The following is a 26222-nucleotide window of genomic DNA, read 5'->3' as shown; positions in this document are numbered from 1 at the left end:
TTCTCCTCATAGGATAGGTTGTCGATATGTCTCTCTTTCTTTTTTTGCTGCGTTTTTGCATAATGAGGAATACGCTGAAGGTTTTTGATCTTCAAGATGGGAGGGTTGACAGCATTTTCGATACTCTATATAATCTCTCCGAGGAGAAGGAGGCGTTTTTCATCACACAAAAAATGAAAAAACTGTTTTCCGTAAAGTTTGGTAAAAGTAAGGTTATTCTCATTGCTGCTTTTCTGCTGTTGACAGGAACCGGGACTGCATACGGAGCTCATGAGCTCTCAAAACAATCAGTCTCAATTTCGATTAACGGGAAGAAACAACATATACGCACACATGCGAGAACCGTCGGGGAACTACTGGAAACTTTGGATATAAAGACAAGAGATGAAGATCAGGTCACCCCGTCTAAGCAAACGAAACTGACAGACAACATGAATGTCGTGTATGAAGCTGCAAAACAGATCCGGCTTACAAGAGGCGGAGAGGAAAAGACTTTATGGTCAACGGCAAAAACAGTCGGCGCATTTTTAGACGAACAACATACACCTGTGAATCAACACGATAGAATAGATCCGGCAGCATATACAGCAGTCGAAAACGGCATGAAAGTCACGATAGATCCGGCATTTCAAGTCACTGTAAATGATGCGGGCAAGAAGAAGAAAATATGGACGACTTCGACTACGGTCGCTGACTTTTTAAAACAGCATAAGATGAACACGAAAGACGAAGATAAAGTAAAGCCGGCATTAGATCAAAAATTGACGAAAGAAAAGGCTGGCATACAGATTACTCGTATCGAAAAAGTCACCGATGTAGTTGAGGAAAAACTAGCGTATCATGTGAAAGAAAAAGAAGATGCGTCTCTCGAGAGAGGGAAAGAAAAGATCGTTCAAAAAGGAAAAGAAGGCAAGCTCAAAAAACATTTTCATGTTGTGAAAGAAAATGGAAAAGAAGTATCGAGAAAGCTCGTCAAAGAAGAAACATCTGAAAAAAGCAAAGATCAAATCATTGCTGTCGGCACAAAACAGCATAGTCCCAGGATTGAACAGCTAAGTGCTCCAAGCAGGGCGGATTCAAGCCGAAATGAATCATCCGGTAAAGTGCTTACCGTTTCTTCAACTGCTTATACAGCAAGCTGCAGCGGCTGTTCCGGCCATACGGCTACAGGCGTTAACCTGACGAGCAATCCGAATGCCAAAGTCATCGCGGTAGACCCAAGCGTTATTCCGCTCGGCACTAAAGTGCACGTAGACGGATACGGGGATGCAGTGGCCGCTGATACAGGGTCAGCTATTAAAGGAAAACGGATTGATGTCTTTTTCCCGGAAAAGTCTTCAGCTTACCGTTGGGGAAAGAAACAAGTCACCATTAAAATTTTAAATTGATTCCGATTCATTCAGAGGGTTTTGCGCCCTCTGTTTTTTTCGTTATAATAGGTAAAGTGTATTTTCAGTAAATTAGACGACAAACATAAGGAAAAGTTTCGTTTTGGATATAAAAAGTTTTCTTTGGAGGAAGTAATGAAAATTAAAGAAATAATCGTAGTCGAGGGACGTGATGACACTGCGCGCATTAAACTTGCCGTTGATGCGGACACGATCGAGACGAATGGATCAGCAATCGGAGACCAGGTCATCAAGCAGATTCGGTTAGCGCAGGAGACAAGAGGGGTCATTATTTTGACGGACCCGGATTTTCCGGGTGAAAAAATCCGCAAAACGATCTCTGAAGCGGTGCCCGGCTGTAAACACGCATTTTTGCCTAAACATCTTGCCAAGCCTAAAAACAAGCGCGGCATTGGCGTGGAGCATGCATCCATTGAGAGCATCAGAGCGTGTCTGGAAAACGTGCATGAAGAGATGGAGGCAAAGCCGAGTGAGATTTCTGCCGAAGATTTAATACAGGCCGGTCTTATCGGCGGCGCGGCGGCAAAAAAACGCCGCGAACGTTTGGGTGATATGCTGAAGATCGGCTATACAAACGGCAAACAGCTTCAAAAGCGGCTGCAAATGTTTCAAATTAAAAGAAGTGATTTTATAGATGCGCTCGATGCTATGATGCAGGAGGAACAGAATGAACAATAAAGATATAGCGACACCTATCAGAACGAAGGAAATCCTGAAAAAGTACGGTTTCTCTTTTAAAAAGAGCCTGGGACAGAATTTCTTAATCGATACAAATATATTGGACAGAATCGTGGATCATGCCGAAATTACTGATCGGACCGGAGTCATTGAAATAGGCCCGGGTATCGGCGCGCTGACAGAGCAGCTTGCCAAACGGGCGAAAAAGGTCGTCGCTTTTGAAATTGATCAGCGCCTCCTGCCCATTCTTAATGATACTTTGTCTCCGTATGATAACGTAACGATCATTCATCAGGATGTTCTGAAGGCGGACGTCAAGTCCGTCATTGAAGAGCAATTCCAAGACTGCGATGAAATCATGGTGACGGCAAATCTTCCGTATTACGTCACCACACCGATCATTATGAAGCTCTTAGAGGAACATCTCCCTCTGAAAGGGATTGTCGTGATGCTTCAAAAAGAGGTGGCAGAGCGTATGGCCGCTGATCCGTCTTCTAAGGAATACGGATCGCTTTCAATCGCGGTTCAGTTTTATACGGAGGCTAAAACCGTAATGACGGTGCCGAAAACGGTGTTTGTGCCGCAGCCTAATGTCGATTCCGCAGTCATCAGGCTGCTGCTACGTGACGGCCCGGCCGTTGATGTCGAGAATGAAGCGTTTTTCTTTCAGCTGATTAAAGCAAGCTTTGCCCAGCGCCGTAAAACGCTGCTGAACAACCTTGTGAACAATCTTCCCGGCGGAAAAGAGAAGAAATCACAAATTGAAGAAGTCCTTCAAGAAACAAATATTGACGGAAAACGCCGCGGCGAAGCTTTGTCTATTGAAGAGTTCGCAGCGCTGTCCAACGGATTGTATAAAGCCCTTTTCTAAGAGGGCTTTTTGTTTTGCGTCACCACTTGGACTGCCGCCACATAGGCTATAGAAGAACCTTATTCATTCAACTGCAAGAAAAGCTTGAAGCTTCAAGCGCCGCAGCGGAAAGAGGTGCTTTTCATAAAGCTTTCTTTCATGATGAGGCTTAGTCTATTTGTGGAGTGGGTAACGTGCAATTTCAAATAGGGGATATGGTAGCCAGAAAATCCTATCGAATGGATGTTTTATTTCGCATTATTGGCATAGAGCAAACAAGCAAAGGAAATTCAATTGCCATCCTGCATGGTGACGAAGTCAGATTGATTGCGGATGCTGATTTTTCTGATTTGGAGCCTGTGAGAAAAGACGAACAGGCGATGAGAAAACAGAAAGATGAAAGCAGGATGAATGAATCTCTCGAGCTGCTCCGCCAGGATTATAAGCTGCTTCGGGAAAAACAGGAATATTACGCGACGAATCAATATCAGCATCAGGAGCACTACTTTCATATGCCGGGCAAGGTATTGCATCTGGATGGCGATGAAGCTTATTTGAAAAAGTGCCTGAATGTTTATAAAAAGATCGGGGTGCCGGTCTACGGAATTCATTGCCACGAGAAAAAAATGTCGGCATCGATTGATGAATTGCTCGACAAATACCGACCTGATATTTTAGTCATTACGGGCCACGACGCTTATTCTAAGCATAAGGGCGGTATTAACGATTTAAATGCGTACAGACACTCAAAGCAATTTGTCGAAACCGTTCATAAAGCGAGAAAAAAGGTGCCTCATTTGGATCAGCTGGTGATTTTTGCGGGCGCCTGCCAATCTCATTTCGAGTCTTTGATCAGAGCGGGCGCGAATTTTGCAAGCTCACCGTCTCGCGTGAATATCCATGCGCTTGATCCGGTATATATTGTCGCAAAAATAAGCTTTACTCCGTTTATGGAACGGATCAATGTGTGGGACGTCCTGAGAAATACACTCACAAGGGAAAAAGGAATGGGAGGGATTGAAACGAAGGGCGTGCTGAGGGTCGGTATGCCGTACAAATCAAATTAACAAGAGAAAACCCGCATATGTTTCGCTATGCGGGTTAATTATTTTACATATTGATACATAAATTACCGGAACTTGTGAAAAATAACGTAGGAATCAATAGAATTTTGTCAAAATAATTTTGTTGACAATAGCTTATTAACGTTGATATAATTTAAATTTTATTTGACAAAATTGGGCTCTTGTTGTACAATAAATGTAGTGAGGTGGATGCAATGGCGAAGACGTTGTCCGACATAAAAAGATCGCTTGATGGGAATTTAGGTAAACGGCTTACGTTAAAAGCTAACGGCGGCCGCCGAAAAACGATTGAGCGTTCGGGCATTTTAGCTGAGACGTACCCTGCTGTTTTTGTGATACAACTAGATCAAGACGAGAATTCGTTTGAAAGAGTTTCATACAGTTATGCTGATATTCTTACTGAGACTGTTGAATTAACATTCAATGATGATGCGGCAAGCTCAGTAGCATTTTAATGGGCAGTGAACCTTTGTTTACTGCTTTTTGTTTTGCCTTCAATCAGCTCTTCTAATTATTCCCTCGAAAGTTTCTGCCGTTTAAAACGGAAGCTATAGATGTCACATGTTTTATCGTGGCGTGCACGAATGGTAACCAATTTCTATAAAGGGGTTGTTTCGTTTGGGCAGACGTCGTGGAGTTATGTCAGATGAGTTCAAATATGAGCTGGCTAAAGATCTTGGTTTTTACGATACGGTAAAAAATGAAGGATGGGGAGGCATTCGGGCACGTGATGCCGGTAATATGGTAAAGCGCGCAATCGAAATTGCCGAACAGCAGATGGCGGCTCAGAACCAAAATAACCGATAATGCAGTGGCCCGGGGGACGATCCGTTCCCCGGTTTTTATATATGGCTGTCCGGGAATTGCGTCATTTTCGGATAAGTACCTCCTGATCTCCAAATGTGATACAATGTTCATACTTATGTTTAGATGGAGAAGTAGGTGAAAGCTATGCGTATTTTAGAAAAAGCGCCGGCCAAAATCAATCTGTCCCTCGATGTTACGAACAAACGCCCGGATGGTTATCATGAAGTGGAAATGATCATGACGACAATTGATTTGGCAGATCGGATTGAACTGACAGAGCTGCCTGAAAACACAATAAGGGTTGCATCACACAACCGCTTTGTTCCCGATGATCAAAGAAATTTGGCTTATCAGGCAGCCAAACTGCTTAAAGAAAGATACAAAGTCAAAAAGGGCGTTTCCATTATGATCACGAAGGTGATTCCGGTAGCGGCAGGACTTGCCGGAGGAAGCAGCGATGCGGCGGCCACACTCAGAGGACTGAACAAGCTTTGGGATTTAAAGCTTTCTGTCGAAGAGCTTGCGGAGCTCGGAGCTGAAATCGGTTCAGACGTATCCTTTTGCGTGTATGGAGGCACAGCCCTCGCAACAGGACGCGGAGAGAAGATTAAACATATCAGCGCTCCGCCTCATTGCTGGGTCGTTCTGGCAAAGCCTACGATCGGTGTATCGACAGCTGAAGTTTACCGGCGGTTAAACTTACAACAGGTTCGTCATCCCGATGTGCAGGCCATGATCGATGCAATTGAAGAAAAAAGCTACCAAAAGGTATGCGGCCAGTTGGGAAACGTATTGGAGTCTGTTACGCTCAACCTGCATCCCGAGGTCGCCATGATTAAAAATCAAATGAAACGCTTCGGCGCTGATGCAGTGTTAATGAGCGGCAGCGGACCGACTGTATTCGGATTGGTTCAATACGAATCAAAGGTGCAGCGGATTTATAACGGGTTAAGAGGTTTCTGTGATCAGGTTTACGCAGTGAGGATGATCGGCGAACAGAATGCTCTTGATTAAATCCGTATATTAAGTTATATTATTTTTAAAATTATTCGGATTTTGGGGGTAAGTTCATGAAGTTTCGTCGCAGCGGCAGATTGGTGGACTTAACAAATCATTTGTTAACCCATCCGCATGAATTAATACCGTTGACGTTTTTCTCAGAACGGTATCAATCAGCAAAGTCATCAATCAGTGAAGATTTAACGATTATTAAACAAACCTTTGAACAGCAAGGCATTGGGACGTTGCTTACAGTGCCGGGAGCTGCCGGAGGCGTCAAATACATCCCGAAAGTTAAGCAGGCTGAAGCGGAAGAGTTTATACAGGAGCTGGGACAGTCATTAGTGAATCCTGAGCGTATCCTTCCGGGCGGTTATGTATATTTAACGGATATCTTAGGCAAACCTTCTGTCCTGTCGAATGTAGGCAAGCTGTTTGCTTCCGTCTTTGCGGATCGGGATATTGATGTGGTGATGACCGTTGCGACAAAAGGTATCCCTCTTGCTTACGCAGCGGCCAGTTATCTTAATGTACCCGTAGTGATTGTGCGAAAAGATAATAAAGTGACGGAAGGCTCTACAGTGAGCATCAATTATGTGTCAGGGTCGTCTAACCGCATTCAGACGATGTCATTGGCGAAAAGAAGTTTAAAAACGGGTTCAAATGTATTAATCATCGATGACTTTATGAAAGCCGGCGGCACGATTAACGGCATGATTAACCTGCTCGATGAATTTAATGCGAACGTGGCGGGGATAGGCGTCTTAGTTGAAGCTGAGGGAGTGGACGAACGGCTTGTCGACGAATACATGTCACTGCTCACTCTTTCAACCATTAACATGAAAGACAAATCAATTGAGATTCAAAACGGCAATTTTCTGCGATTTTTTAAAGAACAGCATTTAAAGAATGGGGAGACAGAAAAATGACAAAAGCAATCCACACGAAATACGCGCCGGCGGCAATCGGGCCATATTCACAAGGAATGATCGTAAATAACATGTTTTACAGCTCAGGCCAAATTCCTCTCACTGCGGAGGGAGAAATGGTAAACGGTGATATCAAAGAGCAAACGCATCAAGTATTCAGCAATTTAAAGGCTGTTTTGAAAGAAGCAGGCGCTTCTCTTGAGACGGTTGTTAAAGCAACGGTATTTATTGCTGATATGGAGCAGTTTGCGGAAGTGAATGAAGTGTACGGACAATATTTTGATGTACATAAGCCGGCAAGGTCTTGTGTGGAAGTTGCAAGACTGCCGAAAGACGCTCTCGTTGAAATCGAAGTCATCGCGTTAGTGAAATAATTATTGTTAGAAAGTGGTTCCGGGTTCCGGAATCACTTTTTTTATGCAGTATATGATTTCCAACCATCGTTTATCACCTAATTGTGTATGTATATCCTATATTTTCAAAAAAACTTTTCGAAACATGCAGGATTTTAAAAAGAATCGTGGAATTGTTAGACTAATGCTTTTATATAGGGAAAAGGTGGTGAACTACTGTGGAAGTTACTGACGTAAGATTACGCCGCGTGAATACCGATGGTCGCATGAGAGCGATTGCATCCATCACGCTGGATCACGAATTTGTCGTACATGATATTCGTGTGATTGATGGAAACAATGGTCTTTTCGTTGCGATGCCGAGTAAACGCACCCCTGATGGAGAATTCCGCGATATTGCTCATCCTATTAATTCCAGCACGCGGGGCAAGATCCAGGATGCTGTTTTAAATGAGTACCATCGTTTGGGTGATTCTGAAGCATTAGAATATGAAGAAGCTGGAGCTTCTTAAAAATAACAACATGCAGGACTGCTGATAAAGGCTGACAAACGGCCTTTTCCGGCAGTCCTTTTTTATATCTGATTTTTCAAATATAAAGCGATTACATAGAAAATTCTTGCACTTTATGATGTCTCCTTGAAATCAACAGCTATTTAGGATATATTTTTCTATGGATAAAAGGGATATTGGAGGCCATTAAATGGATAAGCGGTTTGCAGTCATTTTAGCTGCCGGACAAGGAACGAGAATGAAATCGAAACTTTACAAAGTCCTTCATCCGGTATGCGGAAAGCCTATGGTAGAGCACGTTGCTGACGAAGCTCTGAAATTATCTTTAGCGAAGCTTGTCACCATTGTAGGACACGGCGCCGAAGATGTGAAAAAGCAGCTCGGACACAAAAGCGATTATGCCCTCCAAGCAGAACAGCTCGGAACGGCTCACGCTGTAAAACAGGCAAAATCATTTCTTCATGGTGAAAAAGGCGTCACGATCGTCATTTGCGGCGATACTCCTCTTCTGACGGCGGAGACAATGGAAGCCATGCTGAAGGAACATACAAAAAAAGGTGCAAAAGCCACGGTCTTGACAGCCGTTGCCGATGACCCGGCCGGATACGGCAGAATCATTCGCAATGAAAACGGCGTCGTTCAAAAAATCGTGGAGCATAAAGATGCTTCGGAGCAAGAACGTCTTGTGAAAGAAATCAACACGGGAACGTACTGTTTTGATAACGAGGCTCTTTTTCGTGTCATTGAGCAGGTTTCGAATGAAAACGCCCAAGGTGAGTATTATCTGCCGGATGTCATCGAAATCCTGAAAAACGAAGGCGAAACTGTTGCCGCTTACCAGACTGGTAACTTCCAAGAGACGCTCGGAGTGAATGATAGAGTCGCTCTTTCTCAGGCTGAAATGTATATGAAAGAGCGGATCAACAAACGGCATATGCAAAACGGAGTCACTTTAATTGATCCGATGAATACTTACATCTCAGCTGAAGCCATCATCGGACAAGATACAGTTATATATCCCGGAACTGTTTTGAAGGGACAAGTTGAAATCGGTGAAGAATGTGTGATCGGCCCTCATACTGAGGTAGAGGACAGCTCAATCGGCAGCCGCACATTGATTAAACAGTCCGTTGTCAATCGAAGCAAAGTTGGGAATGATGTCAATATCGGACCTTTTGCTCACATCAGACCTGATTCGGCAATTGGTAATGAAGTGAAGATCGGAAACTTTGTGGAAATCAAGAAAACACAATTCGGCGACCGAAGCAAGGCGTCCCATTTAAGCTACGTCGGTGACGCTGAAGTAGGCGAGGATGTAAATCTCGGCTGCGGCTCCATCACGGTCAATTATGATGGGAAGAAGAAGTATTTAACGAAAATTGAAGACGGCGCTTTTATAGGCTGCAACTCCAATTTGGTTGCTCCTGTTACTGTAGGAGAAGGCGCGTACGTCGCTGCGGGCTCAACCGTAACAGAAGATGTACCGGGCGAGGCGCTTGCTATCGCCAGAGCGAGACAAGTCAACAAAGAAGATTATGTGAAAAATATTCATAAAAAATAATCCTAAAATCGGAGGTTTACCATGTCTAACCAATACGGAGATAAGAATTTAAAGATTTTTTCTTTGAATTCAAATCCAGAGCTTGCAAAAGAAATCGCGGATAATGTAGGAGTTCAATTAGGAAAGTGCTCTGTTACAAGATTCAGTGACGGAGAGGTCCAAATCAATATAGAAGAAAGTATTCGCGGCTGTGATTGCTATATCATTCAGTCTACAAGTGCACCGGTCAATGAGCACATTATGGAACTGTTAATCATGGTTGACGCTTTGAAACGCGCTTCTGCAAAAACGATTAACATTGTCATTCCATATTACGGCTATGCACGTCAGGACAGAAAAGCAAGATCACGTGAACCGATCACGGCAAAACTTTTTGCAAACCTGCTTGAAACAGCGGGTGCGACACGTGTGATCGCGCTTGATTTACACGCGCCGCAAATTCAAGGTTTCTTTGATATTCCGATTGACCACTTAATGGGTGTTCCGATTTTAGGCCATTACTTTGAAGGCAAAGACCTTAAAGATATCGTCATTGTTTCTCCTGACCACGGCGGTGTGACGCGCGCCCGTAAGCTTGCGGACCGTCTGAAAGCGCCGATTGCGATTATTGACAAACGCCGTCCTAGACCGAACGAGGTTGAAGTGATGAATATTGTCGGTAACGTAGAAGGAAAAACAGCGATTCTGATTGATGACATCATTGATACGGCCGGCACAATTACACTTGCCGCAAATGCACTGGTTGAAAACGGAGCTGCTGAGGTTTATGCTTGCTGTACGCATCCTGTATTGTCAGGCCCTGCCGTTGAACGGATCAACAACTCCAAAATCAAGGAGCTTGTCGTGACGAACAGCATTAAGCTTCCTGATGAGAAAAAAATCGAGCGCTTCAAGCAGCTTTCTGTCGGACCTCTGTTGGCAGAAGCCATCATCCGCGTTCACGAGAAGCAATCTGTAAGCTATTTATTTAGCTAAACCGGTCTTTTAAGGTTTAAATCCTGGATATTGTGGGTATTGTTCTAATAGGACGATAAAACGATAAATAGGATGGTGCTGAATATGGCAACTTTAAAAGCAAACGAAAGAACAGATTTTAAACGTTCGACGCTTCAGAAAATCCGTCATTCAGGACATGTTCCGGGGATTATATACGGTAAAGAAACAACGAATACACCTGTCTCCTTAGACAGTATTGAATTGCGTAAAACATTGCGGGACGAAGGAAAAAACGCAATTATTACAATTGATGTCAACGGAAATCAGCAATCAGTCATGGTAACTGATCTTCAGATAGACCCGCTCAAAAACGAGTTGACGCACGCCGATTTTCAAGTCGTAAATATGAGTGAGGAACTTGAGACCGAAGTGCCGATTCAGCTGACGGGAGAGGCAAAAGGAGTCAAAGACGGAGGCATCATCCAGCAGCCGCTGCATGAACTTTCGATTAAGGCTAAGCCGAAAGACATCCCTCAGACAATCAATATTGATATTTCGGGACTTGAGATGAATGATGTTTTGACGATTGCGGACCTAACTGCTGACGGCAGCTATACGTTCATGAACGAACCGGAAGAGGTCGTGGCATCCATCCTTCCTCCGAAGCAAGAAGCCTTCGAAGAGGATGCAGAACCAGCGCCTGAGGATGATTCCGAAGGAGAAAAACAATAAGTGCTTTAAGACGTAACCCGCCCGCGGTTACGTCTTTTGTGCTAGAATGAGAAGAATTACAGCCATGTTTTAAGGGAGGATTTGCGATGCTTGTGATAGCCGGTCTGGGAAATCCGGGAAAGAACTATGAAAACACAAGGCATAATGTCGGCTTTATGGCCATTGACCAGCTTGCAAAGGAATGGAATATTGAACTGAACAAAACGAAATTCAACGGGCTTTACGGAACGGGCTTTGTTTCCGGAAAAAAAGTTCTACTTGTTAAACCGCTTACATATATGAATTTATCAGGGGAATGTTTGCGGCCGTTAATGGATTATTATGAAGCGGAGAATGAAGATTTGAAGGTCATTTATGATGATCTCGATTTGCCAACGGGTAAAATCCGGCTGCGGACGAAAGGGAGCGCAGGCGGCCACAACGGCATCAAGTCCCTGATTCAGCACCTCGGAACCCCCGAATTTGACCGCATCAGAATCGGAATCGGCCGTCCCGTCAATGGAATGAAAGTGGTTGACTACGTGTTAGGAGCCTTTTCGAAAGAAGAAGCGCCGTTTATCAATGAAGCCATTTCGAAATCAGTTAAAGCCTGTGATGCTTCCTTAACGAAACCGTTTTTAGAAGTCATGAACGAATTTAATGCAAATGTATAAGATACATAATGGGAGACCATACTAGGGAAAAATGATTTTTTACATCAGGAGGTCCAATGTATGGCTTTGCATTATTTCTGCCGCCATTGCGGTTATAAAGTAGGAAGCCTGGAATATTCGATGGTGCCGACACAGTCACTTGGATTTCAGCACTTAACAAATGAGGAAAGAAACGATATGATTTCATATAAAGACAATGGAGATGTCCATGTTCTTACAATTTGTGAAGACTGCCAAGAGGCGCTGGAGCGTAATCCGCAGTATCATGAACACCATACATTTATTCAATAAAAAGCTTTGGTGTAGATTCTAGACCAAAGCGTTTTTCTGTTCTTGCAGAAAACAGAGAGGAGGGGCCCATATGGACAATATTCAAACCTTTATAAAAGAAAGCGATGATTTTAACTCCATTGTTAACGGTTTACACGAGGGGCTGAAGGAACAGCTGCTTGCAGGCCTGTCAGGTTCCGCACGTTCTGTTTTTACCTCCGCCCTGGCCCAGGAAACGAAAAAGCCGATCTTTTTTATCACCCATAATTTATATCAGGCCCAAAAAGTGACGGAAGACCTGACGGCGCTTCTCGGGGACCAGTCTGTTTTTTTATACCCCGTTAACGAACTGATTTCTTCAGAAATCGCGGTGGCGAGTCCGGAATTGCGGGCTCAGCGGCTCGATGTCATTAATAGATTAACAAATGGGGAAGCGCCGATTGTCGTGGCGCCTGTCGCTGCCGTAAGAAGAATGCTTCCGCCAAAAGAGCTTTGGAAAAACAGTCAATTGGTTATTACCCTCGGAGATGATATAGAGCCGGAACAGCTTTCTGCACGCCTTGTACAGGTGGGGTATGAGCGATCCGATATGGTTTCTGCACCCGGTGAATTCAGTATTCGCGGCGGAATTATCGACATTTATCCGCTGACGTCGGAGCACCCGGTGAGAATTGAATTGTTTGATACAGAGGTTGACTCCATCAGAAGCTTTAACTCCGATGACCAACGATCAATTGAGACGCTTAAAACCGTCACAATCGGTCCCGCCAAGGAACTGATCATCAGAGCGGAAGAAAAAGCCCGTGCGATGGAGAAATTGGATCAAGGGCTTGCCGAAAGTCTCAAAAAGCTGAAGCAGGACAAACAAAAAGAGATGCTGCATATGAATATCTCTCATGATAAAGAGCGATTATCAACAGGACAGACTGATCAAGAGCTGGTCAAGTATCTCTCTTATTTTTACGAAAAGCCTGCTAGTTTGCTAGATTATACGCCGTCAGACACGCTTATCGTGTTAGACGAGGTCAGCCGCATACATGAGATGGAGGAGCAGCTGCAAAAAGAAGAGGCCGAGTTCATGACAAATCTGCTGGAGGAAGGGAAAATTCTGCATGACATCAATTTATCCTTCAGCTTCCAGCACCTGATGTCCGAAAAACGGCGCCCGACGTTATACTTTTCGTTATTTTTGCGTCATGTACAGCATACAAGCCCGCAGAATATCGTGAATGTGACAAGCAGGCAGATGCAGAATTTCCACGGGCAGATGAACGTGCTCGCCGGGGAAATGGAACGCTTTAAGAAATCGGGCTTTACTGTCGTCTTTTTAGGAGCAAATAAAGACAGAACGGACAGATTGGCTTCCGTGCTGGCTGATTATGAAATTGAAGCGGCTAAAACGGACAGCACTAAAGCCCTTGTCCAAGGACAGGTTTATGTGATGGAGGGCGAACTGCAATCAGGCTTTGAACTGCCCCTGATGAAGCTTGCCGTCATCACAGAGGAAGAGCTGTTCAAAAACCGGATCAAAAAGAAACCGAGAAAACAGAAGCTGACAAATGCAGAGCGGATCAAAAGCTACTCTGAACTGCAGGTCGGAGACTACGTCGTCCACATCAACCATGGAATCGGTAAGTATTTAGGTATTGAAACGCTTGAAATTAAAGGCATTCATAAAGATTATCTGAACATCCATTACCAGGGCAGCGATAAGCTGTATGTGCCGGTAGAACAGATCGACCAGGTTCAGAAGTATGTCGGATCTGAAGGAAAAGAACCGAAGCTCTATAAGCTGGGCGGAAGCGAATGGAAACGGGTGAAGAAAAAAGTCGAAACGTCCGTTCAGGACATTGCCGACGATTTGATTAAGCTTTATGCGGAACGGGAAGCAAGCAAAGGCTACGCTTTCTCGCCTGATCACGAAATGCAGCGGCAGTTCGAGTCCGCTTTCCCTTATCAGGAAACGGAAGATCAGCTTCGCTCCATTCAGGAGATCAAAAAGGATATGGAAAGAGAGCGTCCGATGGATCGCTTGCTTTGCGGCGACGTCGGTTACGGGAAAACAGAGGTAGCCATCCGTGCCGCATTTAAAGCAATTGCCGACGGGAAGCAGGTAGCACTGCTCGTGCCGACAACTATACTGGCTCAGCAGCATTACGAAACCATTATGGAAAGATTTCAAGACTACCCGATCAACATCGGCCTTTTAAGCAGATTCAGAACGAGAAAAGAAGCGAATGAAACAATCAAGGGTCTGAAAAACGGAACGGTTGATATCGTCATCGGAACCCACAGGCTCTTATCGAAAGATGTTGTCTACAAGGATCTCGGTCTGCTCATTATTGATGAGGAACAGCGCTTCGGTGTCACACATAAGGAAAAAATCAAACAGATCAAAGCCAATGTTGATGTACTAACACTTACAGCAACACCTATCCCGCGCACACTCCATATGTCCATGCTGGGGGTAAGGGACTTATCTGTCATTGAGACACCGCCTGAAAACCGTTTTCCTGTACAGACGTATGTGGTTGAATACAACGGCGCGCTTGTAAGAGAAGCGATTGAGAGGGAGCTGGCGCGCGGAGGGCAAGTTTATTTCTTGTACAACCGTGTCGATGATATCGAGCGGAAAGCTGATGAGATTTCTATGCTGGTTCCTGATGCGAAGGTGGCATACGCCCATGGGAAAATGTCCGAAAATGAACTGGAGAGCGTCATGCTTAATTTTCTCGAAGGGGAATCGGATGTCTTGGTCAGCACGACCATCATTGAGACAGGCGTAGATATTCCAAATGTCAATACATTGATTGTGTTTGACGGCGATAAAATGGGACTGTCTCAGCTGTATCAGCTCAGAGGACGGGTCGGACGCTCCAATCGGGTCGCTTATGCGTATTTCACGTACCGTAGAGACAAAGTGCTTACTGAAGTGGCAGAAAAACGGCTTCAAGCGATTAAAGAATTTACGGAGCTTGGCTCAGGATTCAAAATTGCCATGCGCGACTTGACGATCAGGGGAGCGGGGAATCTTCTCGGCGCCCAGCAGCACGGCTTTATCGATTCAGTCGGATTTGACTTGTATTCCCAAATGCTGAAAGAAGCAATTGAAGAGCGAAAAGGTGATATGCCGAGAAGCGAGCAGTTCGAAACGGAAATAGACATCGAACTTGACGCTTACATTCCCGAGAACTATATCCAAGACGGCAAACAGAAGATCGATATGTATAAGCGCTTTAGATCAGTCGCGACAATTGAGGAGAAAAACGAGCTTCAAGACGAAATGATCGACCGGTTCGGCAGCTATCCAAAAGAAGTGGGACTCCTGTTTACAGTCGCTGAGATGAAGGTGTACGGAAAGTATGAACGAGTCGAACTCATTAAGCAGGATAAAGACGCAGTCAGATTTACTATTTCTGAAGAAGCCAGTGCAGAAATTGACGGACAAAAACTATTCGAGCTCGGCAATAAATACGGCAGACAAATCGGACTGGGAATGGAAGGAAAAAAACTGAAAATCTCAGTGCAGACAAAAGGCCGCAAAACGGAAGAGTGGCTGGATACCGTGCTCGGCATGCTGAAAGGCCTGCAAGACGTGAAAAAACAAACAATCGCATCTTCATAAAAATTGTTACTCTCTGGTGTATATTACATTTGATGTGACGGATACTAATTTCAAGCGAGTGGCGGAAGCTACATAAAGTAGAAAGCTTTAGTACTTTCCCTTAAATATCATCACATGAAAGAGAGGCACCAGAGAGATGAAAGCTACAGGTATCGTACGTCGTATTGATGATCTGGGACGGGTCGTCATCCCTAAAGAAATTCGGAGAACATTGCGAATCAGGGAAGGAGACCCGCTTGAGATATTTGTTGACCGCGACGGAGAAGTTATTCTGAAAAAGTATTCTCCAATCAGTGAGCTGGGTGATTTTGCGAAGGAATATGCAGACGCGCTTTATGACAGTCTCGGCCATTCCGTTTTGATTTGCGACCGCGACGCATATATTGCCGTCTCAGGCAGCTCGAAAAAAGAATTTCTGAACAAAGCAATCAGTGACTTGCTGGAAAAAACGATGGATCAGCGCAGCTCCGTATTAGAGAGCGATGTGAAATCGGCGCAGCTTGTGAATGACATTGATGAAGACATGAGCTCCTATACGATAGCTCCTATCGTTGCAAATGGCGATCCCATTGGAGCGGTAGTGATTTTTTCAAAGGAACAAGCCTTAGGCGAAGTCGAGCATAAAGCGGTTGAAACGGCAGCCAGTTTTTTGGCCAGACAGATGGAACAGTAGGCCTTATTACCATTATTGAAATAAGCAACGGGGAAAGAACAGCTCAGGAACATGTGCTGTTCTTTTTCATATGTGTTCTAAAATCGGTTCCGCCGTTAGATTGTGATATAATAAGCTCGTTTTTATAGTTCGTATTTTTTTGCGGCTGGAAGGAGCTTTTGGATGAACGATTCAGTTGGCGCCAAACGGCAATGGGCGTGGCAGGGTGCTTTTGTACTGGTCATTGCGGGCATCGTTACAAAAATATTGAGCGCCGTGTACAGAGTCCCTTTTCAAAATATTGTCGGTGACGTCGGATTTTACATTTATCAGCAGGTATATCCGTTTTTGGGTATCGCAGTCATGCTTTCAACATCCGGTTTTCCGGTGATCATATCAAAATTAATGAATGACTATAGCGATCATAAACAAAAAATACTGAAAATTTCTGCTCTGTATGTCTTGGCAGCGGGAATCATTCTTTTTGCATTGATGTATGCGGGGGCGGCGCCGTTAGCCGATTTTATGGGTGACGCCCGCCTTGTGATGCTGATACGCGTTGCATCATTTGCTTTTTTGCTGTTTCCGTTTGCTGCGCTTTTGCGGGGCTATTTCCAAGGTGTGCACGATATGCTGCCGTCAGCCTTATCACAGATTACAGAACAGCTGCTGCGTGTTGCGGTGCTTCTCGGATTGTCCTTCTGGCTGCTGAAAAAAGGCCACTCATTGTACGCGGCGGGAGCGGGGGCAGCCTCAGGATCAATTGCCGGAGGCTTCGCAGCGCTATGTGTATTGGGTATTTTCTGGGGCAAAAGAAAAAACACAAAACGGGACAGCGGCGACATCGAAACAGGCGTCATTGTAAAAAAGCTGCTGCTGTATTCCATCACCATTTGCGTCAGCAGTGTATTATTGCTTTTGATTCAGCTTGTTGACGCTCTGAACTTATATTCACTGCTGTCAGATGGCACAGAGAGCCACGACGCGAAACGGCTGAAAGGCATTTATGACCGGGGACAGCCGCTACTTCAGCTGGGAACCGTGTTTGCCGTCAGCATCGCTGCTTCTTTGGTTCCATCCATATCAAAAGCGGTAAATGAAAAGAAACCGTTTATCATAACAGAAAAAGCAACATCGGCCGTCAAGCTTTGCCTTGCAGTGGGAATTGGCGCTTCAGCGGGTCTCTTTTGTATTCTAGAACCGGTTAATATTATGCTGTTTCAGAACAGTGAGGGAACGGCGGCCTTACAAATTTTCAGCTTGTCCATCTTTTTTGCATCAATCGCGCTGACAGCCGCCGCTATTCTTCAAGGGGCGGGACATACTATTTTTCCTGCGGTATCAGTCTGTGCAGGAGGAGTGCTGAAATGGCTGCTGAATGTTTTGTTTGTCCCAAGCTGGGGTATTGCAGGAGCGGCGCTTGCGACCGTACTGGCATTTGCCGCCGTTGCGGGCCTCAATCTGCATCGGATTTGGAAAAAAGGCTGGCTGACCAAAATAGGCGGCATCATCGCCCGGCTGCTGTGGTGCGGTCTGTTGATGATAGTCTTACTGATCGTCTATTTGAAACTCTGGCAGAGTATTGTTCCCGTCAGCAGGGGCGGAGCGGTCTGTGAAAGCTTATCGGCATCAGCAATCGGGGGACTTTTGTTTATCTATTGTATGATAAGAATGAAGATTTTTACGGATGAAGAGCTGAGCAGCGTTCCTTTTGGCAATACATTAAGCAAATTGAAAACGAGGAGAGAAAAACATGGCAGGTAACATTACAGTCGTCGGTCTTGGCGCCGGAGACATGGACCAGTTAACAGTTGGCGTACATAAGCTGCTGACTCAGGCGGAGGCTCTTTATCTGAGAACGAAAGACCACCCTTTAGTAAAAGAATTAGAGCGAGAGACCGCGGCCCAGATTCATTTCTTTGATGAGATTTATGAAAAACACGATCAATTCGAAGCCGTTTACGAAGAGATCACGGACATTCTTTTTGAAAAAGCGAAACATGAAGATGTCGTCTACGCAGTCCCGGGGCATCCGTTCGTCGCGGAGAAAACAGTTCAGCTGTTATTTGAACGGCAAGAAGAAAAACAGATAACCGTACACACCGCCGGAGGACAAAGCTTTCTGGATGCGACATTTAACGCGTTGCGTATTGACCCGATTGAGGGGCTTCAATTTGCAGATGCGGCAGCGATGAGTCCAGATGAGCTTGAGCTGCGTCATCATCTGATTATTTGTCAGGTCTATGACCAAATGACCGCTTCAGATGTGAAGCTGACGCTGATGGAGAAGCTGCCGGATGACTATGAAGTGGTGATCGTGACCGCAGCGGGAAGCAAGGAAGAGGATATAAGAAAGGTTCCTTTATATGAGCTTGACCGCAGTGTCGGCATAAATAACTTAACAAGTGTGTACGTTCCGCCGATTAAAAAAGAGGAACTCCTTTACCAAGAATTCTCTGCATTCCGAAGAATTATCCGAGAGCTTCGCGGGCCGAACGGCTGCCCGTGGGATCAAAAGCAGACACATCAGTCTTTAAAACAATATATGATCGAGGAATGCTACGAGCTGCTTGAGGCCATTGACGAAGAAGACACGGATCATATCATAGAAGAACTTGGGGACGTATTGCTTCAGGTCATGCTGCACGCCCAAATCGGAGAAGACGAGGGATATTTTTCAATTGATGATGTCCTCAGAGACATCAGCGAGAAAATGGTCAGAAGACACCCGCACGTGTTTAAAGATGTTAAGGTTCGGGATGAACATGATGTCGTCGCCAATTGGGAAGAAATCAAAAAGGCAGAAAAACAAACAACTTCCGCGTCATTGCTGGATTCCGTACCGAAAACCCTGCCTGCTCTCTCAAAAGCCGCCAAGCTTCAGAAAAAGGCGGCCAAAGTCGGATTTGACTGGGACCATGTTCAAGAAATATGGGACAAAGTGAATGAAGAGATCAAGGAATTTTCTGCTGAGGCTTCCGATGAAATTTCGGACGGACTGAGCCTGAAAGCTGAATTCGGTGATGTTTTATTTGCATTGGTCAATGTCGGCCGATACTATAAAATTGAACCGGAAGAAGCGCTTGCGATGACAAACGACAAATTCCGCAGGCGGTTTGCTTATATTGAAAACACAGCCGCATCAAAGGGGCTGGAACTGACAGATATGTCACTTGAGGATATGGACAAACTGTGGAATGAGGCAAAAGAAACGGAGAGGAGATCCTAGTATGAGACTCGATAAATTTTTAAAAGTATCCAGATTAATTAAACGCCGCACATTGGCGAAAGAAGTTGCCGATCAGGGGAGAATCACCATTAATGGAAATCAGGCGAAAGCCAGCTCTGACGTAAAAGCGGGAGACGAACTGAAGGTCCGTTTCGGCCAAAAGCTTGTCACTGTAAAAGTGAACGAGCTGAAAGAAACGACGAAAAAAGAGGAAGCCGCAGGCATGTACACGATCGTCAAAGAAGAAAAACTCGGCGAATAGGCTTGTTCTAAACCAAGCCCCAGCCTCATACAATGCAGTAATAATGCTAAAAGTATCGAGGATATGGGGGCTGAATAGATGAATTCATATTATGAGCAAAAAGGTTCTTCTTCTGTTCCGGAACAGCATGACGTGACAATGAAAGGCAGAAAGCATTTAGACATTTCGGGCGTCAAGCATGTAGAAAGTTTTGACAACGAAGAGTTTTTGCTGGAAACGGTTATGGGGATGCTTTCGGTCAGAGGCGAGAATCTGCAAATGAAAAATCTTGATGTGGAAAAGGGAATTGTGTCCATAAAAGGCAGGGTGTTTGACCTTGTATATCTAGACGAGCAGCAAGGGGATAAAGCTAAAGGATTTTTTAGCAAGTTGTTTAAATGACGCTGACGACACAATTTTATACGATGCTGGCAATGGCCGGTATGGGCGCCTGGCTCGGAGCGTCACTTGATACATACAGGCTTTTTGTCATTCGCGCCAAAACAGCCAGATGGCTGTTATTCATCCACGATATTCTTTTTTGGATTGTACAAGGGCTGCTGTTTTTCTACGTGCTGCTCAATGTAAATGAGGGAGAACTCCGGATATACATTTTCTTAGCTGTATTATTGGGCGTTGCGACGTACCAAAGCCTTTGTAAACGAATGTATATAAAAATACTGAAATTCACCATTCATCTTGCGGTTTCTCTTTATCAATTTGTCAAAAAGCTCATTCAGCATGTGCTGTTTCGTCCGGTCGTTGGGCTGTTCAAGCTGGTGATCGGACTGGTTGTGTTTATATCTTTATACTCTTACCGAATGATTGCTTTTTTCGTATTATGTCTTTATAAGATCATGAAGTTCTTGCTGTATCCGCTGTATTTTCTGTTAAAACAAATATTGAAACTTCTTCCTGAAAAGTGGCGTCTTACTTTCAAACGATATTTTCAAAAAGGTGCAGGATTTTTAAAACAGAGCAAGAAACTATTCATAACAATCAGATCGACCATTATACGTATTTTGAAAAGGTGAAAGGAGGACCGTCTGGTTTGAATCTATCTAGAGAACGAACAATAACTGAAATTCAAAATGACTATAAAGAGCAGGTAGAGCGGCAATCTCAGGTCATGAAAAGAAGGCGAAAAGGGCTTTTCAGACGGTTGATTGTATTCGGCGCCCTTGTGTTGTTAACGGCTATTGTGTTAGCGGGTTCTCTGTGGTCACAAACCTCTTCCCTTAGCGCAAACGAAGAAAAGAAAGCACAGCTTGAAAAAGAAATCAAAGGTTTGAATACAAAACAAGCAGATTTAAAAGATGAAATTACCAAATTAAAGGATGAGGATTACGTCACAGAGCTTGCCAGAAGAGACTTGTTTATGTCAGGAAAAGGTGAAATTCTCTTCAATGTAGAGAAGAAGAGCAAGTAGCCTTGTTGACACTTAAATTTTTATTTAGGTATAATTAAACAAACGATCTTTTTATAAGCCTAAGGAGGAGCACTTTTTTTATGTCGATTGAAGTTGGCAGCAAGTTGCAAGGGAAAATAACAGGTATTACAAATTTCGGAGCGTTTGTTGAATTGCCTGGAGGCTCAACCGGTCTCGTTCATATCAGTGAGGTAGCCGATAATTATGTCAAAGACATTAACGAACATTTAAAAGTCGGCGATCAAGTTGAAGTGAAAGTCATCAACGTTGAAAAAGACGGGAAAATTGGTTTATCAATTAAAAAAGCTAAAGACCGTCCGCAAGCCAGACCTAGAAATGATTTCCGTCCGAAAGAATCTTTTGAACAGAAAATGAACAAGTTTCTTAAAGATAGCGAAGACCGCTTATCATCTTTAAAACGAAACACGGAATCAAAACGTGGAGGGCGCGGAGCAAGAAGAGGATAACTTGCTGCTTTCTATAAATACATGGGGCATCCGTCTATCCCAGCGGGTGCTTTTTTTTGTATGCTTCTTTTAATAGTCAGAAAATTAAAACTTTAAACTTTCTGTTGACGGAATTAAGAAACCTTTGTATTATATAACTTGTGCTTATAAGCACCTATATGGCGGTGTAGCTCAGCTGGCTAGAGCGTACGGTTCATACCCGTGAGGTCGGGGGTTCGATCCCCTCCGCCGCTACCATATTTGTTAGGCCCGTTGGTCAAGCGGTTAAGACACCGCCCTTTCACGGCGGTAACACGGGTTCGAATCCCGTACGGGTCATCAAGCGAATCGGCTTCTGTTATAGAAGCCGATTTTTTCATATTTAGACAACTTTTTGAGAAATGTCGGTGGAAATAAGAGAGGAAAGGGGAACAAGGGAGAAAGCGTCGAAGAGTTCTTTGAAATCGTTACCTTCTTTTGACAAAATCCTATCTGTGCTTTCATTTATAATGACTAGCAACGAATAAAACAGGTGGGGGATGAGAGCAATGGAAAAAGCAGAAAGAAGAGTGAACGGGCCGATGGCCGGACAAGCTTTGGAAAAACTTCAATCGTTTTTTGAAAAGGCGGCTAAGCTCACAGTCCATCAAGCGCATTCACTTTTTTTCTATAAGGGTTTCATTTATGTCGTGATCGGCTTTTTACTCGGACGGGCTTTCATATTATCTGAGGTTCTTCCTTTTGCACTGCCGTTCTTCGGGGCGATGCTTTTGATCAGAAGAGATAAAGCTTTCTATGCTTGTCTTGCTTTACTGGCGGGCGCACTGACCATTTCGCCGAAACATTCTTTAATGATCCTGACAGCTTTGATCGTCTTCTCTCTTTTTTCAAAAATCGGCACCTTCATTATGCAGGATCGGGTGAAAATGCTGCCGATCGTTGTGTTTTTCTCTATGACAGCTGCCAGAATCGGATTTGTGTATGTAGAAAACGGAGCCTTTACAACCTATGATTACGTGATGGCTGTAGTCGAAGCGGGCTTGGCCTTTATTTTGACGTTAATCTTTCTGCAAAGCCTTCCGATTTTTACGATAAAAAAAGTCAAACAATCTTTAAAAATAGAAGAAATCATTTGTTTCATGATCTTAATCGCCTCTGTACTGACGGGGCTTGCAGGTGTCTCGTTTCAAGGAATGCAGGCGGAACATATCCTGGCCCGCTATGTCGTGCTGAGTTTCTCTTTTGTCGGAGGGGCAAGTATCGGCTGTACCGTAGGGGTCGTGACGGGGCTGATCCTCGGGCTTGCCAATATCGGAAATCTTTATCAAATGAGTCTGCTTGCGTTTTCCGGTCTTCTCGGCGGGCTGCTGAAGGAAGGCAAAAAAGCCGGTGCAGCCGTCGGATTGGTGATCGGTTCGCTGCTCATTTCTTTATATGGAGAAGGATCGGCCGGATTAATGACCACCCTCTACGAATCTCTGATTGCTGTTGCACTGTTTTTAATGACGCCGCAGTCCATCACGAAAAAGGTGGCGCGATACATACCGGGCACTGCTGAGCACATTCAGGAGCAGCAGCAGTACGCGAGAAAAATCAGAGATGTCACCGCCCAGAAAGTGGATCAATTCTCCAATGTGTTCCACGCCTTGTCGGAGAGCTTCGCTACATTTCATCAGACGTCTTCTGATGAACAGGCTGAAGATGGAGAAATTGATCTCTTTTTAAGCAAAATTACGGAGCATTCCTGTCAATCTTGCTATAAAAAAAGCAAGTGCTGGGTTCAGAACTTTGATAAAACATATGATTTAATGAAACAAGTTATGCATGAAACAGAGGAAAAACAATACACATCGAACCGCAGGCTGAAAAAGGAGTTTAGTCAGCATTGTTCGAAATCGAGACAAGTTGAAGAGCTGATTGAGGACGAGCTTGCCCATCATCATGCCCATCTGACCCTGAAGAGAAAAGTTCAGGACAGCAGAAGGCTTGTTGCAGAACAGCTATTAGGCGTTTCTGAGGTAATGGCGGACTTTTCTCGGGAAATAAAGCGGGAAAGGGAACAGCATTTTATTCAGGAAGAGCAAATGATTGAGGCGCTCCAGCATTTCGGAATTGAGATACAGCATGTGGAGATATACAGCTTGGAACAGGGGAATATCGATATTGAAATGACCATTCCGTTCAGCGGGGGCCATGGCGAGAGTGAGAAGATTATCGCCCCTATGCTGTCTGATATTCTCGAGGAACAGATTCTCGTGAAAAGCGAACAGCACTCAAATCATCCGAATGGCTACAGTCATGTCGCGTTCGGTTCGACCAAGTCCTACCGGGTGTCGACAGGCGCGGCCCATGCGGCAAAAGGCGGCGGCCTTGTCTCCGGCGACAGTTACAGCATGATGGAGCTGGGGGCGAGAAAGTACGCAGCCGCGATCAGCGACGGCATGGGAAATGGAGCGAGGGCTCATTATGAGAGCAATGAGACGATTAAACTGCTCGAAAAGATCCTTGAATCAGGTATAGATGAAAAGATAGCGATTAAAACCATCAACAGTATTTTGTCTTTGCGGACGACAGACGAAATTTACTCGACTCTTGATCTCTCTATTATTGACCTTCAGGATGCAAGCTGTAAGTTTCTGAAGGTTGGCTCAATGCCAAGCTTTATTAAGCGGGGAGATCAGGTCATTAAAGTGCAGGCGAGCAATCTGCCGATAGGCATTATTAATGAGTTTGATGTGGAGGTCGTGAGTGAACAGTTAAAAGCGGGTGATCTGCTCGTGATGATGAGTGACGGAATTTTCGAAGGACCGAAGCATGTCGAGAATCATGATCTATGGATGAAACGGAAAATGAAAGGATTAAAAACAGAGGACCCGCAGGAAATCGCCGATTTAATGATGGAGGAAGTCATCAGAACGCGCGCGGGCCAAATCGAGGATGATATGACAGTCGTGGTCATTCGGATTGATCACAATACGCCGAAATGGGCATCCATTCCGGTGCCGGCTGTTTTCCAAAATAAAAAGGAGATTTCATAATCCCTTCGTATAAATCATTTCCCTTCTGGCGAAGATGTGATTAATCGTCTCACCGGGAGGAATGTATGTGAATAAGGGACATTTAAATCAAGTTCTGCTGATTACAGATGGCTGCTCCAACCACGGCGAAGACCCGATCGCTATGGCGGCTTTTGCCAAGGAGCAGGGAATTACGGTGAATGTTATTGGAATTATGGAAGAAAACGCAATTGATCAAGAGGCAATGAAGGAAGTCGAAGGCATCGCAATGGCCGGAGGCGGCGTGCATCAAGTTGTTTATGCATCTCAATTGTCTCAGACGGTCCAAATGGTTACTAAAAAAGCGATGACCCAAACGCTCCAAGGTGTTGTCAATCAAGAGCTTAAACAAATCTTAGGAAAAAACGTTGAGATGGAGGAGCTTTCTCCGGAAAAACGCGGTGAAGTAATGGAAGTGGTCGATGAACTCGGAGAAACGGTTCATTTACAAGTGCTTGTGCTGGTTGATACGAGTGCGAGCATGGCGCCGAAGCTGCCGACAGTGAAGGAAGCGCTGATCGATCTTTCCATCAGTCTCAATTCCCGGGCGGGGCATAATGAATTTGCTATGTGTATATTTCCCGGGAAAAGCCAAGAGGTTGAGCTTGTGCTGAATTGGACGCCAAAGCTTGAATCGCTTTCCGCACTCTTTGCGAAGCTGTCGACCGGCGGTATTACGCCTACCGGACCTGCTATTCGAGAAGCGACGCAGCAATTTGAGAAAATCCGCTCAAGAAGGAGCATGTTGGCAGATGATGAACGACGCTTTAACGAGTTTGGCATGTAGTCTGACACCGGGAATGGCGATTCAGGGGAAATGGAACGGCAGATCCTACAGATTACTCAAACAGCTTGGTAAAGGGGCTAACGGAATTGTATATTTGGCAGAAGCATCAGACGGACATGTCGCTTTAAAAGTAAGTGACGACAGCATGTCTGTTACCTCTGAAGTGAATGTCTTAAAATCCTTTTCAAAGGCCCGGTCGCAAACGATGGGGCCTTCTTTTTTTGATGCAGACGACGCGTTCATACCGCAATTGAAAAAAAGTGTATCTTTTTACGTGATGGAATACATAGAAGGCCCGCTTCTTCCGCAATATATCAGCAGTAGGGGCATGGAGTGGATTCCGGTGCTGATGGTGCAGCTTCTTTCAAACTTATCCGTTCTTCATCAGCAGGGATGGGTCTTTGGCGACCTCAAACCGGAAAACCTCATTGTCACCGGCCCTCCGGCTGCTATTCGCTGCATAGATGTGGGAGGGACGACAAAACAGGGAAGAGCCATTAAAGAGTATACAGAGTTTTACGACAGGGGGTATTGGGGGTATGGTACAAGAAAAGCAGAACCATCCTATGACCTGTTTGCCGTTGCGATGATCATGATTCACTGTGTGCAAAAAAAGGAATACAAAAAGACAAGTCAGCCAAAAGAACAGCTCCGTTCTATTATTGAAGGCCATCCGTTTTTGAATAAGTATAAGAAGGTTTTGTTTTCTGCTTTAAACGGTCAATATCCGTCTGCCGAAGCAATGAAGCATGACATACTGACGGCGGGACAAAACTCCGGGAGCAGAAAAAAAGCCGCCCAGCCGCCAAAGCAGCAGCGGGTTAAACCGCGCCAAGGGACAGTTACTCAAACACGATATAAGCCCAAACAGAAATCGGCAAAATCGAATGGTTTGTTTGAAACACTGCTTATTTTGATCAGCGTTCTTGCCCTTTATTTTGCTTATATCGTCTTTTTTCTGATCTAAGCCGAGTCAGGCGTGA

The 26222-nt window shown here is 44.7% G+C and carries 27 protein-coding genes and 2 tRNA genes; all 29 read left to right on the top strand.

From position 1 onward, the window contains the following. The first annotated feature begins 62 nt into the window (after window positions 1-62). Window positions 63-1388, top strand: coding sequence for a resuscitation-promoting factor (locus KY305_RS18685; RefSeq protein WP_223063767.1), 1326 nt, complete (start codon window positions 63-65; stop codon window positions 1386-1388). A 135-nt stretch (window positions 1389-1523) separates the two neighbouring features. After that, window positions 1524-2087 carry a ribonuclease M5 gene (rnmV, locus tag KY305_RS18680; protein WP_214804051.1) on the top strand — a complete coding sequence of 188 codons (564 nt, stop codon included), beginning with the start codon at window positions 1524-1526 and terminating at the stop codon, window positions 2085-2087. Further along, window positions 2077-2958 carry a 16S rRNA (adenine(1518)-N(6)/adenine(1519)-N(6))-dimethyltransferase RsmA gene (gene rsmA, locus KY305_RS18675; protein ID WP_223063766.1) on the top strand — a complete coding sequence of 294 codons (882 nt, stop codon included), beginning with the start codon at window positions 2077-2079 and terminating at the stop codon, window positions 2956-2958. The genes rnmV and rsmA overlap by 11 nt, the downstream gene beginning before the upstream one ends. Window positions 2959-3131: 173 nt before the next feature. Then, complete coding sequence (yabG, locus tag KY305_RS18670; protein ID WP_223063765.1) at window positions 3132-4004, top strand: sporulation peptidase YabG; 873 nt, start codon at window positions 3132-3134, stop codon at window positions 4002-4004. A 212-nt stretch (window positions 4005-4216) separates the two neighbouring features. Further along, window positions 4217-4477: a biofilm formation stimulator Veg gene (veg, locus tag KY305_RS18665; protein ID WP_024123616.1), complete on the top strand. Its 261-nt coding sequence runs from the start codon at window positions 4217-4219 to the stop codon at window positions 4475-4477. Window positions 4478-4640: 163 nt separating this feature from the next. Next, on the top strand, window positions 4641-4829 hold the full coding sequence (locus KY305_RS18660) for a small, acid-soluble spore protein, alpha/beta type (RefSeq protein ID WP_011996172.1): 189 nt from the start codon (window positions 4641-4643) through the stop codon (window positions 4827-4829). 144 nt (window positions 4830-4973) lie between these two features. Then, window positions 4974-5843 (top strand): 4-(cytidine 5'-diphospho)-2-C-methyl-D-erythritol kinase, encoded by an 870-nt coding sequence (gene ispE, locus KY305_RS18655; RefSeq protein WP_223063777.1) that lies wholly within the window; start codon window positions 4974-4976, stop codon window positions 5841-5843. 56 nt (window positions 5844-5899) lie between these two features. Beyond that, entirely contained in the window at window positions 5900-6757 is an 858-nt protein-coding gene (purR, locus tag KY305_RS18650; RefSeq protein ID WP_223063764.1) for a pur operon repressor, read from the top strand. Continuing rightward, window positions 6754-7131 (top strand): 2-iminobutanoate/2-iminopropanoate deaminase, encoded by a 378-nt coding sequence (ridA, locus tag KY305_RS18645; RefSeq protein ID WP_223063763.1) that lies wholly within the window; start codon window positions 6754-6756, stop codon window positions 7129-7131. The genes purR and ridA overlap by 4 nt, the downstream gene beginning before the upstream one ends. A 197-nt stretch (window positions 7132-7328) precedes the next feature. Then, complete coding sequence (gene spoVG, locus KY305_RS18640) at window positions 7329-7622, top strand: septation regulator SpoVG (RefSeq protein WP_004264660.1); 294 nt, start codon at window positions 7329-7331, stop codon at window positions 7620-7622. 190 nt (window positions 7623-7812) lie between these two features. Next, window positions 7813-9183, top strand: a complete 1371-nt coding sequence (gene glmU / locus KY305_RS18635; protein WP_223063762.1) for a bifunctional UDP-N-acetylglucosamine diphosphorylase/glucosamine-1-phosphate N-acetyltransferase GlmU — start codon at window positions 7813-7815, stop codon at window positions 9181-9183. Window positions 9184-9204: 21 nt separating this feature from the next. Then, window positions 9205-10158 (top strand): ribose-phosphate diphosphokinase, encoded by a 954-nt coding sequence (locus KY305_RS18630; RefSeq protein WP_061521556.1) that lies wholly within the window; start codon window positions 9205-9207, stop codon window positions 10156-10158. Window positions 10159-10242: 84 nt separating this feature from the next. Beyond that, complete coding sequence (locus KY305_RS18625; protein ID WP_223063761.1) at window positions 10243-10851, top strand: 50S ribosomal protein L25/general stress protein Ctc; 609 nt, start codon at window positions 10243-10245, stop codon at window positions 10849-10851. 86 nt (window positions 10852-10937) lie between these two features. Next, on the top strand, window positions 10938-11504 hold the full coding sequence (gene pth, locus KY305_RS18620; protein WP_061521558.1) for an aminoacyl-tRNA hydrolase: 567 nt from the start codon (window positions 10938-10940) through the stop codon (window positions 11502-11504). A 60-nt stretch (window positions 11505-11564) separates the two neighbouring features. Further along, window positions 11565-11795, top strand: a complete 231-nt coding sequence (gene fin, locus KY305_RS18615) for an anti-sigma-F factor Fin (RefSeq protein WP_214804059.1) — start codon at window positions 11565-11567, stop codon at window positions 11793-11795. A 70-nt stretch (window positions 11796-11865) separates the two neighbouring features. Beyond that, window positions 11866-15399, top strand: a complete 3534-nt coding sequence (gene mfd / locus KY305_RS18610; RefSeq protein WP_223063760.1) for a transcription-repair coupling factor — start codon at window positions 11866-11868, stop codon at window positions 15397-15399. Between the two features lie 136 nt (window positions 15400-15535). Next, window positions 15536-16072: a stage V sporulation protein T gene (spoVT, locus tag KY305_RS18605; protein WP_223063759.1), complete on the top strand. Its 537-nt coding sequence runs from the start codon at window positions 15536-15538 to the stop codon at window positions 16070-16072. A 162-nt stretch (window positions 16073-16234) separates the two neighbouring features. Next, window positions 16235-17815 (top strand): putative polysaccharide biosynthesis protein, encoded by a 1581-nt coding sequence (locus tag KY305_RS18600; RefSeq protein WP_223063758.1) that lies wholly within the window; start codon window positions 16235-16237, stop codon window positions 17813-17815. Next, window positions 17805-19280, top strand: coding sequence for a bifunctional methyltransferase/pyrophosphohydrolase YabN (gene yabN, locus KY305_RS18595; protein WP_223063757.1), 1476 nt, complete (start codon window positions 17805-17807; stop codon window positions 19278-19280). Before KY305_RS18600 ends, yabN begins: the two co-directional genes overlap by 11 nt. A 1-nt stretch (window position 19281) precedes the next feature. Beyond that, complete coding sequence (locus tag KY305_RS18590; protein ID WP_061521564.1) at window positions 19282-19542, top strand: RNA-binding S4 domain-containing protein; 261 nt, start codon at window positions 19282-19284, stop codon at window positions 19540-19542. Between the two features lie 78 nt (window positions 19543-19620). Continuing rightward, window positions 19621-19923: a sporulation protein YabP gene (gene yabP, locus KY305_RS18585; RefSeq protein ID WP_004264638.1), complete on the top strand. Its 303-nt coding sequence runs from the start codon at window positions 19621-19623 to the stop codon at window positions 19921-19923. Beyond that, window positions 19920-20555: a spore cortex biosynthesis protein YabQ gene (gene yabQ, locus KY305_RS18580; protein WP_223063756.1), complete on the top strand. Its 636-nt coding sequence runs from the start codon at window positions 19920-19922 to the stop codon at window positions 20553-20555. The genes yabP and yabQ overlap by 4 nt, the downstream gene beginning before the upstream one ends. 17 nt (window positions 20556-20572) lie before the next feature. Then, complete coding sequence (gene divIC / locus KY305_RS18575; protein ID WP_223063755.1) at window positions 20573-20950, top strand: cell division protein DivIC; 378 nt, start codon at window positions 20573-20575, stop codon at window positions 20948-20950. 80 nt (window positions 20951-21030) lie between these two features. Continuing rightward, on the top strand, window positions 21031-21417 hold the full coding sequence (locus tag KY305_RS18570; RefSeq protein ID WP_004264630.1) for a S1 domain-containing RNA-binding protein: 387 nt from the start codon (window positions 21031-21033) through the stop codon (window positions 21415-21417). A 160-nt stretch (window positions 21418-21577) separates the two neighbouring features. Further along, window positions 21578-21654, top strand: a tRNA-Met gene (locus KY305_RS18565). Window positions 21655-21663: 9 nt separating this feature from the next. Continuing rightward, a tRNA-Glu gene (locus tag KY305_RS18560) sits at window positions 21664-21735 on the top strand. A gap of 209 nt (window positions 21736-21944) precedes the next feature. Beyond that, window positions 21945-24434 (top strand): stage II sporulation protein E, encoded by a 2490-nt coding sequence (gene spoIIE, locus KY305_RS18555; RefSeq protein ID WP_223063754.1) that lies wholly within the window; start codon window positions 21945-21947, stop codon window positions 24432-24434. A 67-nt stretch (window positions 24435-24501) separates the two neighbouring features. Further along, the gene (locus KY305_RS18550; protein WP_061521568.1) at window positions 24502-25239 is read left to right on the top strand and encodes a vWA domain-containing protein; all 738 of its coding nucleotides are present in this window, start codon (window positions 24502-24504) and stop codon (window positions 25237-25239) included. Beyond that, entirely contained in the window at window positions 25205-26206 is a 1002-nt protein-coding gene (locus tag KY305_RS18545) for a protein kinase domain-containing protein (protein WP_223063753.1), read from the top strand. The genes KY305_RS18550 and KY305_RS18545 overlap by 35 nt, the downstream gene beginning before the upstream one ends. The last annotated feature ends 16 nt before the right edge of the window (window positions 26207-26222 follow it).

This window comes from Bacillus sp. YC2 (assembly GCF_019891195.1).
Lineage (GTDB): Bacteria > Bacillota > Bacilli > Bacillales > Bacillaceae > Bacillus.
The sequence above is the reverse complement of the archived record's forward strand: the minus strand, read 5'-3'. Positions and strand labels throughout refer to the sequence as shown.